Genomic DNA, 15949 nt, shown 5'->3' on the forward strand with positions numbered 1-15949 from the left:
TCAAAAGCCGAACACGGGCGAGATATATCAGCACGAAGAATATTCGACGCTTCTTGGAACTCGCGCTCGTCAGCACGTCGACAATTATCAGCGCCCGTTGAACAGCGCGTTAATTCCGTCCAGCCCAACGATGCCGATCATGCCATGGGCAGTAGTTGTACGGAACTTCGTCCGAGGCCGCCCGGCCAGCGTCGAATGGGAGGCAGATCCGCCGTGAGAGCGACGGCCGTTCAGGGCAGGCCGCGCGGCCGCACCAGTTTGTCATAATGGCTTCTGACGGTGCCGTAGCATTCGCAGGCGGTCTTCTTCAGGCCCTCCAGATCGATGATCTCGATGTGGCCGCGGCTGTAGTGGATGAAGTCCGCCTGCTGCAAGGTGCTCGCCACCAGCGACACGCTGTTGCGTCGCGCGCCGATCATCTGGGCCAGCGATTCCTGGGTGATGTAGAGCTTGTTTCCCCCCGACAGATCATGCGTCTGCAACAGGCAGCGCGCGAGCCGGGACTCAACCGTGTGGGCGGCATTGCAACCGGCGGTCTGCTGGCTCTGCACGTAGATGGCAAGCGCGTGCCGCAACACGTGCGAGCGGAAGGTGGGGCTCTGCTCGGCGGCGGCCCGCACCCGGTCGATCTCGACGACCGAGGCAGCGCCAGGCACGAGGACGGCGGCACTGTTGAGCACCACGGGATCGCCGCCGGCGAGCAGCGACATGCTGCCGAAGAAACTGTCCCGGCCGATCATGGCGACCTGCACGCGCTCTCCGCGCGCGAGGTTCACGACCAGCGAGATGACACCGCGATGGGGGAAGTAGATGCGCGGCAGCTTTTCGCCGGCCTCGGCGAGCACGGAGTCCTGAACCAGATCGACCGTCCGCAGATAGGGGCGGATCAGCTCGAAATCATCGTCGGGCAGTGACGACAGGAAGCCGTTCGGAGAACGCAAGCTGGGGTCCAAAGCCATCTCCTGCATTGCAGTAACGCAGCCTCTCGGATCTCAATGCACTTATGGTTCCATAGAACTGCGTCCGGTGTGCTGACAAGAAAAATAACCAGCTATCATTCGCGATGAGGCGCAATCGTTCCAGTTGTGCTCGTTGTTGTGCAGACGGCGCAAAAATGGCCCGACCGTTGTCGCTACGTGGGGGTTCGCATGACGTGAAAAGCTGAGCGCAGACTGTATACAAAGCCCCATGCCCTGCTTGGCCATGGACGGTTCGCGTGGTCTCCTTGCGGCCCGATCCGACTCCAAACGATGTCTCTTCGATCCGGAGCACGCTGCTCGGCACCTTGACGAGGATGCGCCCGGCCGCCGTGATTGACAGCCGACATCTTGAGGCCAAAATCGCTAATAAGCGCGCTGATTCGTTGACGGATCTTTTTCTGTCGGATGCAACCCTTGTCATGAAAGGTGGCTTCGGCCTGCCCTCTGCTGGCGGTGGTGACGGTGTTGTCGACATCGCGGGTGCGGAGACTTCGGGCTGATGATGCATCCAGCTGGAGCGCGATCGAATGCCAGCGTTGGAGCTGAACACCGTGACGCAGCTGACCACCGCAGCGGCGTCCGCCCCGCCGTCGTTTCCCCGGCAAGACCGCCGTCTTCCCCAACAGGTAGCTTAGGACCACATGGCGCTTCCTAATCATCAAGTGGCCGACCCGCAATCATCGAGCAATGGTACGGAGGGCGCTACGGCCCCTCAGGACGCCAACCCGGGTTTGGCGCTCGTCGGTCAGGTCGCCGGCGGGCTTCTGCACGACTTCAACAACATCCTCACCGTGATCACGGGCACCATCGACATTCTCGCCGAAGCAGTGGAGGACCGCCCCGAGCTTGCCGCCGTGGCGCGTCTGATCGACGAGGCGGCGACGCGCGGGGCCCGATTGACGTCGCAGCTGCTGTCGTTCGCGCGAGGACGCCCGCCGCGTCCATGCCGCGTCGAGCTGAGTGAGCTGCTGACCGACGTAGGCCGACTGCTCCGTCCGACCCTCGGGACCGAGATCGAGGTTACGACGTCGGCCGCCGCCGAGGTGCCGGCCGTGTTCGCCGATCCGGGCCAGCTGATGGCCGCATTGCTCTGCCTCGCGATCTCGGCACGCAACGGCATGACCGCCGGCGGCAGGATCGACATCGAGGCGATGAGCGCCGGCCCGAATGCGGCAGGCGCGTCGGATCGCGATGTCCTGATCGTATTGCGGGCCTCGGCGAATGCGGGAGGCACTGCGCGGCCCGATCGCACATTCAATGACATTCGAATGGTCGAGGATTTCGTCAAGCGTTCGAACGGGCGTCTCGCCCTCAAGGAGCCGTGCGGACCGGCCGCGAGCGTCGAGATCGTTCTGCCGCGGGCGGCACCCGATCTGCCCTGAGGCGGCGGCCGCCCCGGCGCCTATAGTTAGCAACGCCCTAACGACGAGAGTGGCGCCTGTGCACGAAGCCGCGGGCGGCGATCCTGCGCGCGGTTCAGCGGCCGCAAATCGGCGAAATACGGCCGATTCTCGCGCAATTAATCAATCTGATTAGCAGCCGATTAGGATTAACGGCGGTCGCGGGGCAGGTGTACCCCCGTTCCGGGTTCAACTTAACGAACGGGTAGGATTCCGCGGATCAGTCTGCGCCCATCGCCGACAGAACGGTGCGGCGATGTTTACTCGTGTTCATCCAGAAGGGAATGACAATGTCAGGTATCGTACTCTCTGCGTCGGTGCGCCAGAATCTGCTCTCGCTCCAGTCGACGGCTCAGCTCCTCGCCACCACCCAGAACAACCTCTCCACGGGCAAGAAGGTCAACTCGGCTCTCGACAATCCGACCAACTTCTTCACCGCGCAGGGTCTCGACAACCGCGCCTCCGACATCTCCAATCTGCTCGATGGTATCGGCAACGGCGTGCAGGTGCTGCAGGCCGCCAACACCGGCATCACTTCGCTGCAGAAGCTCGTCGACAGCGCCAAGTCGATCGCCAACCAGGTCCTGCAGAGCGCGGTGGGCTACTCCACCAAGTCGAGCGTGACCTCTGCCGCTCTCACCGGCGGTACGGCTACCAGCCTGATCGGCGCAAGCACCGCGGCTGCCACCGGCACGGCCCTGGTGAACGACAACACCTCGAGCGCGGTCGCGATCACCGGTTCGACCAAGCTGTCGGGCACGCCCGGCACCGCGTCGAACGACCTGGCCTCCGCCATCACCTCCGGCGACACGCTGGTCGTGAACGGGACCACGTTCAGCTTCGTCACCGGCACGTCCTCGACCGGCACCAGCATCGGCATCGGTGATACCGTCAGCAACCTGCTGTCGGCGATCCAGACCGCGACCGGCGTGACCGCGTCGATCTCCGCGGGTGCGATCACCTTCACGCCTCCGGCTGCAGGCCTGACATTGTCCGGCGCTGCGGCAGCCAAGCTCGGGTTCGCCTCGAATATCGGCAACTCGCTGTCCGGCGAAACGCTGACGATCGGCGCCACAGGAGGTGGCACGGCGACCAGCATCACGTTCGGCCTAGGGACAGGGCAGGTCAACTCGCTGAACGACCTCAACGCCAAGCTCGCAGCGAACAACCTGCAGGCGACTGTCGACTCCTCGACCGGCAAGATCAGCATCACGACCACCAACGACGCAGCTTCCTCGACCATCGGCACCATCGGTGGTACGGCGGCGGCCTCGAGCCAGGCCTTCAACGGTCTGACCGGTGCGGCTCCGGTGGCTGACACGACCGCTCAGTCGCAGCGGGCGAACCTGGTCTCGCAGTACAACAACGTGCTTGCGCAGATCAACACGACGGCTGCCGACGCTTCGTTCAACGGCATCAACCTGCTGAACGGCGACACGCTGAAGCTGACCTTCAACGAAACCGGCAAGTCGACGCTGTCGATCACCGGCGTGACGTTCAACTCGGCGGGCCTCGGCCTGGCGAGCCTCACCTCGGGCACCGACTTCCTCGATAACAACTCGGCGAACAAGGTGATCAGCGTGTTGAACACCACGAGTTCGACGCTGCGTAACGAGGCGTCGACGCTGGGTTCGAACCTGTCGGTCGTGCAGGTCCGTCAGGACTTCAACAAGAACCTGATCAACGTGCTGCAGACCGGTTCGTCGAACCTGACGCTGGCCGACACCAACGAGGAAGCGGCCAACAGCCAGGCGCTGTCGACCCGCCAGTCGATCGCCGTGTCCGCGCTCTCGCTGGCCAACCAGTCGCAGGCGAGCGTGCTGCAGCTCCTCCGCTAAGGCGGAGCGACATCAACGACAACGGAGGCGGCGGGGCAAGCCCCGCCGCTTTCGGCTCCAACATACGGAATTCAGGCCGCTCACTTTAGAAGCGTGCGGCGCCGGATCCGGCGAAATGAAAGCCGTGGAGCGAGCGCGAGAGCTGCGCCCCATCGACGCGACCGCAGCCCGCCGGCGATGCCGCTCCCGAGAGGAGACTCCACAGGAGACTTGGGCCATGCCCTTGCGGGTCGAGCTGAAGCCGTTCGAGCGCATCGTGATCGGCGACACCGTGATCGTCAATTCGAACACACGTGCGCGCTTCATCGTCGAAGGCGACGTGCCGATCCTTCGTGAACGCGACACCGTCACGGCCGAGACGGCCGACACCCCGGCGAAGCGTCTCTACCTCTGCGTCCAGACCATGTATCTGAAGAACGACGCGATCCGCTATCGCGCGTCCTATCTGGCCTGCATGAACGATTTGCGCGACGCGACACCCGATGCCGTCCATCTGACGGAGGCGGTGGACCGGCATGTCGCGGCGGGTTCTCTCTACAAAGCCTTGAAGGAGATCAGGGCGCTGATCCAGTGCGAAAGCCCTGCGATCGCGCCCGCCGAGGTGCTGCCTTGAGAGGCCCTGCGACTCGCGCGCGGATCTCCTCGGCTCTCTCAAATGAGTCCGCGGTTCCGTATTAGCACGGACGTTAAAATTAACGGGACGGAGAAAGGCCCCGCCTAACGATGACACGGAGAAACGACCGTTGAGCCGAACCAAGCGACGGTCAGGGTTCGCATCCAAGGCGCTCGATAACGGCGTCGGATCGACCGTCGCTATGACAGGATCAGCGGTCGCCCTGCGATCGCGGCGCCAATTCTTGGAAGGCCAGTTTCATGGACGATCTGTTGCGTGAGTTCCTGACGGAGACCAGCGAGAGCCTGGATACCGTCGACAATCAGTTGGTGCGGTTCGAGCAGGAGCCGAACAACGCCAAGATCCTGGATAACATCTTCCGCCTGGTACACACGATCAAGGGGACTTGCGGCTTCCTCGGCCTGCCGCGGCTCGAAGCCCTGGCGCACGCCGCCGAAACCCTGATGGGCAAATTCCGCGATGGCATGCCGGTGACCGGCGAGGCCGTGACCTTGATCCTGACCACCATCGACCGCATCAAGGACATCCTGGGACAGCTCGAGGCCAACGAGGCCGAGCCCGAAGGCGAGGACCGCGACCTCATCAGCGAGCTCGAGGCGATGGTCGAGCGCGGCATGGCCGCCATGGCCGCGGGCGAAGCTGCGCCACCGCTTGCGCCCGCGACTCCTGCCGCGCCGGCTGCGGCCGCGCCCGCGCAGGGCTCGCTGATCGACCAGACGCTGGAGCGCCCGCTGCGTCCGGGCGAGGTGTCGCTCGACGAATTGGAGCGCGCCTTCCGCGAGACCGCGATCGAGACGGCGCCCGCGCATGAGAAGGCGCCTGAAGCCAAATCTGCTGAGCACAAGCCGGCTGCACCGGTCGCCAAGGCCGAGCCCGCCAAGGCGGAAGCAAAGGCGGAGGCCAAGGCTGAAGCCCCGAAGAAGGCAGCGCGGCCCAAGGCCAATGCCGACGGCGAGGTGCAGGAGAGCGACAAGGTCGCCAACCAGTCGATCCGCGTCAATGTCGACACGCTCGAGCATCTGATGACGATGGTCTCGGAGCTGGTGCTGACCCGCAACCAGCTGCTCGAGATCGCCCGCCGCAACGAGGACACCGAGTTCAAGGTGCCGCTGCAGCGGCTCTCCAACGTCACCGCCGAGCTGCAGGAGGGCGTCATGAAGACGCGCATGCAGCCGATCGGCAATGCCTGGCAGAAGCTGCCGCGCATCGTCCGCGACCTCGCGACCGAACTCGGCAAGCAGATCGAGCTCGAGATGCATGGCGCCGACACCGAGCTCGACCGCCAGGTGCTCGACCTGATCAAGGATCCGCTCACCCACATGGTGCGCAACTCGGCCGACCACGGCCTGGAGACTCCGGCCGAGCGCGCCGCCGCCAACAAGCCGGACCAGGGCACGATCCGCCTCTCCGCCTATCATGAAGGCGGCCACATCATCATCTGCATCGCCGACAACGGCCGCGGCCTCAACACCGAGCGCATCAAGGCCAAGGCCCTCTCCAACGGTCTCGTCACCGAGGCCGAGCTCGAGAAGATGACGGAAGCGCAGATCCACAAGTTCATCTTCGCTCCGGGTTTCTCGACGGCGGCCGCCATCACCTCGGTCTCCGGCCGCGGCGTCGGCATGGACGTGGTGCGCACCAACATCGACCAGATCGGCGGCACCATCGACATCAAGTCGGTGGCCGGCGAGGGCTCCTCGGTCACCATCAAGATCCCGCTGACCTTGGCGATCGTGTCGGCGCTGATCGTGGAAGCCGGCGGCGACCGCTTCGCGATCCCGCAATTGGCGGTCGTCGAGCTGGTGCGCGCGCGCGCCAATTCCGAGCACCGCATCGAGCGCATCAAGGACACGGCCGTGCTGCGCCTGCGCAACAAGTTGCTGCCGCTGATGCATCTGAAGAAGCTCTTGAAGATCGACGACGGCTCGTCGACCGATCCGGAGAACGGCTTCATCGTGGTGACGCAGGTCGGCAACCAGACCTTCGGCATCGTTGTCGACTGCGTGTTCCACACCGAGGAAATCGTCGTCAAGCCGATGTCGACCAAGCTGCGTCACATCGACATGTTCTCGGGCAACACCATCCTCGGCGACGGTGCCGTCATCATGATCATCGATCCCAACGGCATCGCCAAGGCGCTCGGCGCCGCTGGCAGCGCCTCGCAGGCGGTCACCGACGAGCATGCCGCGCATCACATCATCGGCGGCGAGCAGCTCACCTCGCTGCTGGTGTTCCGCGCCGGCACGGCGCAGCCCAAGGCGGTGCCGCTGGCGCTGGTCACGCGTCTGGAGGAGATCGCGGCCGACAAGATCGAGATCTCCAACGGCCGCTACATGGTGCAGTACCGCGATCAGCTGATGCCGCTGGTGCAGATGGAAGGCGTGTCGGTACAGACCACCGGCTCGCAGCCGATCCTGGTGTTCGCCGACGAGACCCGCGCGATGGGCCTCGTGGTCGACGAGATCATCGACATCGTCGAGGAGCGGCTCCACATCCAGGTCTCCGGCGCCAAGGACGGCATTCTCGGCTCGGCCGTGATCAAGGGCCAGGCGACTGAAGTGATCGACGTCGGCCACTTCCTGCCGATGGCGTTCGCCGACTGGTTCATCCGCAAGGAGATGGCGACCGAGGCGCAGACGCAGTCGGTGCTGCTGGTCGACGACTCGCCGTTCTTCCGCAACATGCTGGCGCCGGTGCTGAAGTCGGCCGGCTACAAGGTGCGCACGGCGGCCTCGGCGATCGAGGGCCTGGCCACGCTGCGCTCCGGGCACACCTTCGACATCGTGGTCACCGACATCGAGATGCCGGAAATGAACGGCTTCGAGTTTGCCGAGGCGATCCGCTCCGACCAGAACCTGCACGAGCTGCCGGTCATCGCGGTGTCGTCGCTGGTGTCGCCGGCCGCGATCGAGCGCGGCCGCCAGGCCGGGCTCTACGACTACATCGCCAAGTTCGATCGGCCCGGCCTGATCGCGGCAATGAAGGAGCAGATCGAGGAACGGGCGCGTGCCGAAGCCAACCGGCGTGCGGCGTGACACGAAAAGGCAGGAGTAGCGTGCGATGAGCAGCAAGATCGAAACCACCGAGGGTGCAGCGTCCGAATTCGTCACTGCGGTGATCGGCGGCCAGCTGTTCGGCCTGCCGATCTCGCGGGTGCAGGACGTGTTCATGCCGGAGCGGGTGACGCGGGTGCCGCTGTCGTCGGCTGAGATCGCCGGCGTTCTGAACCTGCGCGGCCGCATCGTCACCGTGGTCGACATGCGGGCGCGGCTCGGCCTCGACAAGGCCGATGACGGCAAGCCGCCGATGGCGGTCGGCGTCGACCTGCGCGGCGAGTCCTATGGCCTCTTGATCGACCAGATCGGCGAGGTGCTGCGACTGCCCGAGGAGAGTCGGGAGGAGAACCCGGTGAACCTCGATCCGCGCATGGCGAAATTTGCCGGCGGCGTGCATCGTCTCGATGGACAGCTGATGGTCGTCCTCGACGTCGATCGCGTGCTCGAACTCCTGCCGAAGGCCGCAATCGCCGCTTAGCCCGTCAACCGTCCCATAGGGGAGACGAACATGAAAACTTGTCTGGTCGTGGATGATTCGAGCGTGGTGCGTAAGATCGCGCGCCGGATCCTCGAGGAATTGGCATTCTCGGTCATCGAGGCGGAAGATGGCGAGCAGGCGCTGGAGCTCTGCACGAAGAGCCTGCCGGACGCGATCCTGCTCGACTGGAACATGCCCGTCATGGACGGCTACGATTTCCTCGGCCGGCTGCGCCGGCTGCCCGGTGGCGAAGGGCCGAAGGTGGTGTTCTGCACGACCGAGAACGACATCGATCATATTTCCCGGGCGCTGAATGCCGGCGCGAACGAATACATCATGAAGCCGTTCGACAAAGAAATCGTCGCCGCGAAGTTCCAGGAAGTCGGTCTTATCCAGGCGTTGTCAGCTGAATCCGCCTGATCCCTTCGTCTGCCCGGAAGAGGCCGTCCGTGAACCAGCCAGATTATGAATTCCTGCGCAAGCTGCTTCGAGACAAATCAGGTCTCGATCTGTCTGCCGATAAGCAATATCTGATCGAGAGCCGCCTGCTTCCGCTCGCGCGCAAGGCCGGCCTCGCCAGCATCAGCGATCTCGTCCAGAAGCTGAAGGACGGATCGAGCACGCTCATCAGCCAGGTCGTCGAAGCGATGACGACCAACGAGACGTTCTTCTTCCGCGACAAGGTCCCGTTCGATCACTTCCGCGAGGTGATCATGCCGGAGCTGCTGAAGGCCCGCGCCAACCGCAAATCGATCCGCATCTGGTGCGCCGCATGCTCGACCGGCCAGGAGCCCTACTCGCTGGCAATGTCGCTCAAGGAGATGAGCTCCGCGCTCAGCGGATGGCGAGTCGAGATCATCGCGACCGACCTGTCCCAGGAGGTGCTGGAGAAATCGAAAACCGGCCTTTACAGCCAGTTCGAGGTGCAGCGCGGGCTGCCGATCCAGCTTCTGGTCAAATACTTCAAACAGGCCGGCGAGCTCTGGCAGATCAATTCCGACGTTCGCGGCATGGTCCAGCATAGGCAGCTCAACCTGCTGCACGATTTCTCGCAGCTCGGCACGTTCGACGTCGTGTTCTGCCGCAACGTGCTGATCTATTTCGATCAGGACACCAAGATCAACATCTTCGGCCGCCTCGCCAAGCTGATGGAGCCGGATGGCTTTCTCGTTCTTGGTGCAGCGGAGACCGTCGTCGGCCTCACCGACGTGTTCAAGCCGCTGGCTGATCGGCGCGGTCTCTACCGTCCGAGCGGCGCGGTCGCCGCAGCAAAGCCGCCGCTTCCAGGCATGCCCAGGGTCGCGGCTGCGGGCAATCAGTTCGCCGCCAAGGCTTGAAATCGGGACACGGCATGTCTGAAGAGAACAAGGGTACCGAGCGCGTCACCTTCAGCCGGGGCTATGATGTCTGCATCATGGGCATCGACGGGACATGGCGGCGGGATTGCCAGCTCAATGCCATCTCGGACAATGACGCCGTACTGACTGTTGAGGGATCCATCCAGGGATTGAACCTCAAGGAGTTCTTTCTGCTGCTGTCCTCGACCGGGCTTGCCTACAGGCGCTGCGAGCTGGTTCGGGTCAATGGCTCCGAGATGGACATCCAGTTCATCAAGGGAAAGAACAAGAAGAAGCGCGCGTCCGCCAGCCAGGACACGATCGTGAACTAATTGCCGCGCCAGCGGCTCGTCCACCTCGTGCTCCGGCGAGGTTGCCGGGCGTGGAACAATGGCGTGCGAAGCAGCGCCATCTCCTGCGCAGGTCCTAAGCGGCGGGGCCGATTTTCGCAGTGCCGCTTTACGCAGCTGCAGGATCGGGCGTGTATGACGATTGAGTCAGTCAATTTTGCCAGGAACGACCAATGTCGGTCATGAGTTCGGAACCAGCGGCCAGCCAGCCGGGGGCCGCGGAGAATGGCGATCGGCGTGCGCTGCAGCTTCTTGTCGTCGAGGACGATGCGGCGCAGCGGAAGTTGATCTCGCTGGCGGCCAAGCAGGCCGGCCACGCGGTGACGGTTGTCGCCAGCTGCAATGATGCGATCCGCGAACTGCGCAACAAGCGCTTCGATTGCATGACGCTCGATCTCATGCTCGAGGATGGCGACGGCACGGAGGTGCTGAAGGCGATTGCTGACAGCCGTTTCGCCGGGTCGGTCATCGTCATCAGCGGCATGGATGCGGCGCGGCGAATCGCGGCCCGGCTCTATGCGCGCTCGCTCGGGATCGACCTGCAGAGTCTGCCCAAGCCGGTCGATCTGGCGGCGCTGCGCATCCACCTCGCCAATCTCGGCAAGACGGCGCTCGGCCTGCCGGTGGTTCACACCTGGGGCGGCGTCGCAGCCGAGGGTGTTGCCGAGAAGCATCGGTCCTGAGAGAGGTATCGACCCAAAGTCGCGGCCCAAGGCGGCCGGAGTCCGGGCTGACGAGTCTCAATGATATGCAACTTTCCCCTCTGGCTGCGCGATGATCAAAACGAGGGCAACGCAGGCCGCTGCTCCACCGTCTTGTGTCGGATGCCGTGCAGACATTTGTCGACCGAGCCGCTGATCCGTCCGATCGGAACGGATCGATCGCGCATCGCGAAGACGGAGAACGTTGCTGCCGTCATGATTTGATTTCGATCATGATCGCATCGGCGTTTGCAAGGCAGCATGACAGTTCGTCACGACTGCCTTGAGATCGTGTTCAGATCGTGTTCTCGTGATGGCGATCGCCGATCCGGGCTACTACTTGTGGGTTCGGGTCATAAGCCGTACAAATACGGGTGCCCAAAACACCCGACGAGTATGGTATCATAAGACGCGCTTTCATTGTTTCTTCTCCCTTTGCAAGAGCAATCGCCCATGGCCGAACAAACAACTTCCCGCGGTGAGATTTTTGTCGTCGATGACGACCCAGCCGTGCGTGACACCCTCTCAATGGTCTTGTCGGCAGGCGGGTATGAGGTGATCTGCTTTGCGGATGGCGCCGCACTTTTGGCGGTGGCGCGGAGCAGGACCCCGTCCTGCATCCTGCTCGACGTGCACATCCCCGGAAAGTCGGGGCTCGACATCCTCAGGGAGCTGCATGGCGAGGACTATCCGGCGCCGATCTTCATGATCTCCGGCCAGGGCGACATCCCGATGGCGGTGAACGCGATCAAGAACGGCGCGCTCGACTTCATCGAGAAGCCGTTTCGCGGCAGTGAGATCGTGGCCCGCCTGAACGAGGCGATCGGCGCATTTGCGAGGCGGCAGAAGGAGAGTGCCTCGCCGAAGATCAGCTCGCTGCACTTCCCCGGGCGCGAGCCGCTGACGCGGCGCGAGCGCGAGGTGCTGGAACAGTTCACGGCAGGCGCATCCAACAAGGAAGCGGGACGAACGCTGGGCATCAGCCCGCGCACGATCGAGGATCACCGCGCCAACATCATGAAGAAGCTCGGGGCGCGCAACGCGGCCGATCTGATCCGCATCGTGATGACGGCGTCGCGCGCGAATTGAGAACGCAGGCTAGGCCGCCGGCCTGTAGCCCGCATGGTCGCGATCGGTCTACTATCAGGCCTCGTCCGCTGCGAGCGCCTTGCGGATCATCTTGGCCAGTTCGGATTTGCGATACGGTTTCGCCAGCAGCAGCAGTCCTTCGTCGAGCCGGCCGTGATGCACGATCGCGTTTTCGGTATAGCCCGAGGTGAACAGCACGCGCTGGCCAGGGCGAAGCCGTTGGATTTCGGACGCGAGCTGGCGTCCGTTCATGGTTCCCGGCATGATGATGTCGGTAAACAACAGCTGGAACGGCTCGCCCGCATTGGTGATCGCAAGCGCTTCGGCGGCATTGGCCGCTTCGAGCGTCGCATAGCCGAGCGAATGGAGCTGGGCGAGAACGTAGCCGCGCACCAGCCGATCGTCCTCCACCACCAGGATCGTCTCGTTGCCGCCTTCGATGGCTGGCGCGGCGCCCGATGACGGAGTGACGGCGCCCTCGCTGCCGGGCGGGAGGTACATGCGGATCGTGGTGCCGTGTCCTTCTTCGCTGTAGATCCGGATATGGCCGGCCGACTGCTTCACGAAGCCGTAGACCATCGACAGGCCGAGACCCGTGCCCTTGCCGGGTCCTTTCGAGGTGAAGAACGGATTGAACACCTTGTCGATGATGGCCGCCGGGATGCCACTGCCGCTGTCGCTCACCGCGATCATCGCGTAGCGGCCGGGCCTGACGTCGTCGTAGAGGCTCGCATAGTTTTCGTCGAGGTCGGCCCAGCCGGTTTCCAGGATCAGCTTGCCGCCATTCGGCATCGCGTCGCGGGCATTGAGCGCGAGATTGATGATGGCGGTGGCGAGCTGGTTGGGGTCGACGTGCCCCACGCAGGTTTCATCCTGGAACACGGACTCGATCTCGACCTGCTCGCCGAGCGTCGGCCGCAGCAGCTTGGCGGTATCGATGATCAGCGTGTTGACGTCGACCTCGCGCGGCTGCAGCGGCTGCCGGCGTGCGAAGGCGAGCAGATGCTGGGTGAGATCGGCGCCGCGCGCAGCCGCCTCGTCGATCATCCTGGTGATCGCGGCCAGCTGCGGCTCCTTGGCGACGGCCGCGGCGAGGATCTCGATCGTGCCGGTGATCACCGTCAGGATGTTGTTGAAGTCATGGGCGATGCCGCCGGTGAGCTGGCCGATCGCCTCCATCTTCTCGGACTGACGGATCCGCTCCTCGGTGGCGATCTTCTCGGTCAGGTCGCGGAAGAAGCCGTTGAGCACGAAGCCATTGCGCGTCTTCAGCGCGGTCACGCTCAGCTCGGCCCTGAAGTCGCGGCCGTCGCGCCGCTTCACCATGACCTCGCGGCGGCGGCCGACACCGAGTGCGGCGGCCTGTCCGGTCATCACGATGCGGCCGAGCGCCGCGCGCAGTTCGTCGCCCTCGCCATCGACCGTGATCACGCCGAACACGTCCCTGCCGAGGATCTCGGCGCGCGACCATCCGAAGATCTTTTCGGCCTGGGAATTCCAGTTGAGGATCGCACCCTTGTCGTCGATCTGGACGAAGGCATCGAGCGCGGTCTCGACGATATTGCGGGCGAGCTGCTCGCTCTCGCGCAAGGTTTCCTGCGCCAGCCGGCTCTCCGTCATGTCGCGCCCGATGAAGAAGTGGCGCTGCACCGGCTCCGACCAGTTCGAGGTCCAGGACAGCGTCACGACGCGGCCGTCCTTGTGGATGTAGCGGCCGTCGGAGGTGCGCGCGCGCAGGCCTTGGCGCGAGGCGCGAAGCTCTTCACGGGCCTTGGCGAGATCGTCGGGGTGGATGAACTCCTCGCCGCTGCGTCCGATCATTTCGGCCGGTGTATAGCCGAGCGTCACCTCGACGCTGGGCGAGACCTGCACCAGGATGCCGCTCCGGTCGGTGATCAGGATCAGGTCCTGTGAGGTCTCGAAGATGCGTCGGCGCTCTTCGGTCTGCTGCCGCAGCGCCTGCTCGGTCCTGCGGCTCTCGGTGAGGTCGCGTGCGATCTTCGAGGCGCCGATGGTCTGGCCGGTCGGCGATTTGATCGGGGATACGCTGAGCGAGACCAGGATCGGCTCGCCATCCTTGCGAAGCCGCACCGTCTCGAAATGCTGGATCCGCTCGCCGCGCGCCACGCGCACCAGGATGTCCTCCGCCTCCGCGGCCCGGTCGGGCGGCACGACGAAATCGGCCTTGCGGCCGACGGCCTCCTCGGCGGCGTAGCCCAGCATGCTTTCCGCGGCCGGATTCCACCCCGTGATGGTGCCGTCGAGCGCGAGCGTGACGATCGCATCGCTCGATGATTCCACGGCAGCGCTGTAGAGCCGTTCGCGCGCGGCGAAATGGTCGCGCGCGGCCTCGGTCAGATAGTGCTCCTGGACCTCGCGCTCCAGCTCTGCGGTTTTGGAGCGGACCTCGTCGAGCACCCGGGCGAAGGCGCGCGCCAGCACGCCGGTCTCGCCCACGGCCTCGAGCGGGATCTTCACCGTCTCGCCGCGTCCGACGCCCTCGACGGCCTGGGTCAGCTGATTGATCGGCCGGGTCAGCGAGCGCGCGACCACGAAGGCGAGCGCCGCGGCACAGAGCATCGCGATCAGGCCGACCTCGATCGCCGTCTTGCGGATGGCGAGCGCGGGCGCCATGAAGGCGGTGTTCGGGATCGTCTCGATCACCGCCACCCACTCCTGGCCGGCGAGCATGGCCGGCGCAAAGGCGACGCCGCCGGGACGCTCCGCCTCGTCGTGCAGGATCCGCGCAAAGCCTTCCGTGGTGCCGGTCGAGCTCGCGAGGGTCGGAAAATCATCCTGCCAGCGTGTCGATCGGCCGCGTTTCGAGGCGAACTCCCGGTCGGATTCGGGATGGAAGAGATAGTCGCCGCGTGCGTTCACGACGTAGAGCTGGGCGCCGGGCCGGGCGGCGTTGCGCAGATGCGCGAACACCGGACGCATGTCGAGATCGAGCATCAGGATGGCGAATGGCTTGCCGTCCGGCGAGAACACCGGCGTGCCGACGCACAGCATCGGGACGCCGGTCTTGGGGTCCGTGGTGTTGCCGTCGAGGATGATCGGCGAGATGCGGATGCCGCCGGGCGCAAGGCTCAGCGTCTCCTTGATGTAGTTGCGTTCGCCGCGCGTGATCAGCTCGTTCTCGGGCACGATGCGGACGGCGTTGCCCGGCCCGAGCCGGTCGACCCGGATGAGCTCGCGATAATTGTTCTCGATGCCGACCACGCGGATCATCGCGTAGGTCTGCTTGGCCTGCAGCTCCGCGAAATAGCGCGTCGCGACCCGCTCGCGCCATGACTGCGCCGGCAGCCCCTCGCGTGGATCCACGCCGCCGGTCTTCAGGGTGCGGATCAGCGTCCCGAGGTTCGGCGAGGCGCGATAGCTCGCCAGATCGTTGCGCGCGCCGCTGACATAGTTCTCGAGCTCGGTCGCCATCAGGCGCGAATGCGCCTCGATGCGGTCGAGCGCGCGCGGCAGCAGCGCACGCTCGAGACTGCGGTAGCCGAGCCAGCCGACGGCGAACACGGCGATGGCGACCAGCAGGATCATCGCGATCGCCAGTCGCGTCGTCAGCGTCATCCGGCCGCCCAGACCGCGGGCTTCGTCGGCGTCTCCGGCCCCGCTCAGCGAGGGCTGACCGGCTCTGCTGTCAGGAGTTCGAAATAGCATCGTGGCCTGGCCGGGGTGGAGCAGCCTGCTTGGCTGCCGACGCGAGGCAATCGGAAACCGTCGTCAGGAGGGTGCCCGGTTTGAACGGCTTGGGCAACGCGGAAACCGCGCCCAGCTTGGTGGCCATGGTAAGATAATCGGGCTCCGACATCGAGTTCGGAGTGTGCGATCGTCCCGAGGTCATGATGATCGGAACATCCGGCGAGCGCCGGAGGATCAGGCGCAGCGCCTCCAGCCCGTCCATGCCCGGCATGAAGATGTCGAGGATCACCAGATCGAAGGCCTCGCTCTCGAACCGCGCGAGCGCCTTCTGGCCGTTCTCGGCGGCCGCCACGACATGGCCTGCCTGTTCGAGCACGCGCTGGATGGTCAGCTGCATGACGGGATCGTCGTCCACGACCAGAATCTTTGCCACGCTCC

Annotated in this window: 14 protein-coding genes; 11 read left to right on the forward strand and 3 right to left on the reverse strand. The window is 64.6% G+C overall.

Annotated elements, in window-relative coordinates; all coding sequences use genetic code 11:
• Positions 1–230 precede the first annotated feature (230 nt).
• The gene (locus S58_RS02415; protein WP_015663639.1) at positions 231–953 is read right to left on the reverse strand and encodes a Crp/Fnr family transcriptional regulator; all 723 of its coding nucleotides are present in this window, start codon (positions 951–953) and stop codon (positions 231–233) included.
• A gap of 263 nt (positions 954–1216) precedes the next feature.
• Between S58_RS02415 and S58_RS02420 the strand changes: the two genes are divergently transcribed.
• The 11 genes from S58_RS02420 (at position 1217) to S58_RS02470 (ending at position 11863) form a co-directional block, all read left to right on the forward strand.
• Positions 1217–1480, forward strand: coding sequence for a hypothetical protein (locus S58_RS02420; protein WP_144058226.1), 264 nt, complete (start codon positions 1217–1219; stop codon positions 1478–1480).
• 141 nt (positions 1481–1621) lie between these two features.
• A complete protein-coding gene (locus S58_RS02425) occupies positions 1622–2362 on the forward strand; it encodes a histidine kinase dimerization/phospho-acceptor domain-containing protein (RefSeq protein WP_015663641.1) in 741 nt (246 codons plus the stop codon).
• A 308-nt stretch (positions 2363–2670) separates the two neighbouring features.
• The gene (locus S58_RS02430; protein WP_015663642.1) at positions 2671–4218 is read left to right on the forward strand and encodes a flagellin N-terminal helical domain-containing protein; all 1548 of its coding nucleotides are present in this window, start codon (positions 2671–2673) and stop codon (positions 4216–4218) included.
• Between the two features lie 217 nt (positions 4219–4435).
• Complete coding sequence (gene flbT / locus S58_RS02435; protein ID WP_015663643.1) at positions 4436–4831, forward strand: flagellar biosynthesis repressor FlbT; 396 nt, start codon at positions 4436–4438, stop codon at positions 4829–4831.
• A gap of 260 nt (positions 4832–5091) precedes the next feature.
• Complete coding sequence (locus S58_RS02440) at positions 5092–7887, forward strand: hybrid sensor histidine kinase/response regulator (RefSeq protein WP_015663644.1); 2796 nt, start codon at positions 5092–5094, stop codon at positions 7885–7887.
• A gap of 25 nt (positions 7888–7912) precedes the next feature.
• On the forward strand, positions 7913–8386 hold the full coding sequence (locus S58_RS02445; RefSeq protein WP_015663645.1) for a chemotaxis protein CheW: 474 nt from the start codon (positions 7913–7915) through the stop codon (positions 8384–8386).
• Positions 8387–8416: 30 nt separating this feature from the next.
• A complete protein-coding gene (locus S58_RS02450) occupies positions 8417–8806 on the forward strand; it encodes a response regulator (RefSeq protein WP_015663646.1) in 390 nt (129 codons plus the stop codon).
• 29 nt (positions 8807–8835) lie between these two features.
• Positions 8836–9723: a CheR family methyltransferase gene (locus tag S58_RS02455; protein ID WP_015663647.1), complete on the forward strand. Its 888-nt coding sequence runs from the start codon at positions 8836–8838 to the stop codon at positions 9721–9723.
• A 14-nt stretch (positions 9724–9737) separates the two neighbouring features.
• Positions 9738–10055 carry a hypothetical protein gene (locus S58_RS02460; RefSeq protein ID WP_015663648.1) on the forward strand — a complete coding sequence of 106 codons (318 nt, stop codon included), beginning with the start codon at positions 9738–9740 and terminating at the stop codon, positions 10053–10055.
• A gap of 191 nt (positions 10056–10246) precedes the next feature.
• Entirely contained in the window at positions 10247–10756 is a 510-nt protein-coding gene (locus tag S58_RS02465; protein WP_015663649.1) for a response regulator, read from the forward strand.
• A 471-nt stretch (positions 10757–11227) separates the two neighbouring features.
• Positions 11228–11863, forward strand: coding sequence for a response regulator transcription factor (locus tag S58_RS02470; protein WP_042338590.1), 636 nt, complete (start codon positions 11228–11230; stop codon positions 11861–11863).
• Positions 11864–11917: 54 nt separating this feature from the next.
• Here the strand turns inward: S58_RS02470 and S58_RS02475 are convergent, their stop codons facing one another.
• Both S58_RS02475 and S58_RS02480 read right to left on the reverse strand, forming a co-directional pair.
• Positions 11918–15529, reverse strand: a complete 3612-nt coding sequence (locus S58_RS02475) for a PAS domain S-box protein (protein WP_042338591.1) — start codon at positions 15527–15529, stop codon at positions 11918–11920.
• Positions 15510–15944: a response regulator gene (locus S58_RS02480; RefSeq protein ID WP_015663652.1), complete on the reverse strand. Its 435-nt coding sequence runs from the start codon at positions 15942–15944 to the stop codon at positions 15510–15512. The genes S58_RS02475 and S58_RS02480 overlap by 20 nt, the downstream gene beginning before the upstream one ends.
• Between the last annotated feature and the right edge of the window lie 5 nt (positions 15945–15949).

This window comes from Bradyrhizobium oligotrophicum S58 (assembly GCF_000344805.1).
In the GTDB taxonomy this organism is placed as follows: Bacteria; Pseudomonadota; Alphaproteobacteria; order Rhizobiales; family Xanthobacteraceae; genus Bradyrhizobium; species Bradyrhizobium oligotrophicum.

What these genes read in the sequence shown, in the direction of transcription:
- S58_RS02460 (WP_015663648.1), top strand. Translation starts at nt 9,738, where the DNA reads ATGTCTGAAGAGAACAAGGGTACCGAGCGCGTCACCTTCAGCCGGGGC.
- S58_RS02425 (WP_015663641.1), top strand. Translation starts at nt 1,622, where the DNA reads ATGGCGCTTCCTAATCATCAAGTGGCCGACCCGCAATCATCGAGCAAT.
- S58_RS02465 (WP_015663649.1), top strand. Translation starts at nt 10,247, where the DNA reads ATGTCGGTCATGAGTTCGGAACCAGCGGCCAGCCAGCCGGGGGCCGCG.
- S58_RS02450 (WP_015663646.1), top strand. Translation starts at nt 8,417, where the DNA reads ATGAAAACTTGTCTGGTCGTGGATGATTCGAGCGTGGTGCGTAAGATC.
- S58_RS02430 (WP_015663642.1), top strand. Translation starts at nt 2,671, where the DNA reads ATGTCAGGTATCGTACTCTCTGCGTCGGTGCGCCAGAATCTGCTCTCG.
- S58_RS02440 (WP_015663644.1), top strand. Translation starts at nt 5,092, where the DNA reads ATGGACGATCTGTTGCGTGAGTTCCTGACGGAGACCAGCGAGAGCCTG.
- flbT (WP_015663643.1), top strand. Translation starts at nt 4,436, where the DNA reads ATGCCCTTGCGGGTCGAGCTGAAGCCGTTCGAGCGCATCGTGATCGGC.
- S58_RS02445 (WP_015663645.1), top strand. Translation starts at nt 7,913, where the DNA reads ATGAGCAGCAAGATCGAAACCACCGAGGGTGCAGCGTCCGAATTCGTC.
- S58_RS02470 (WP_042338590.1), top strand. Translation starts at nt 11,228, where the DNA reads ATGGCCGAACAAACAACTTCCCGCGGTGAGATTTTTGTCGTCGATGAC.
- S58_RS02475 (WP_042338591.1), bottom strand. Translation starts at nt 15,529, where the DNA reads ATGCTATTTCGAACTCCTGACAGCAGAGCCGGTCAGCCCTCGCTGAGC.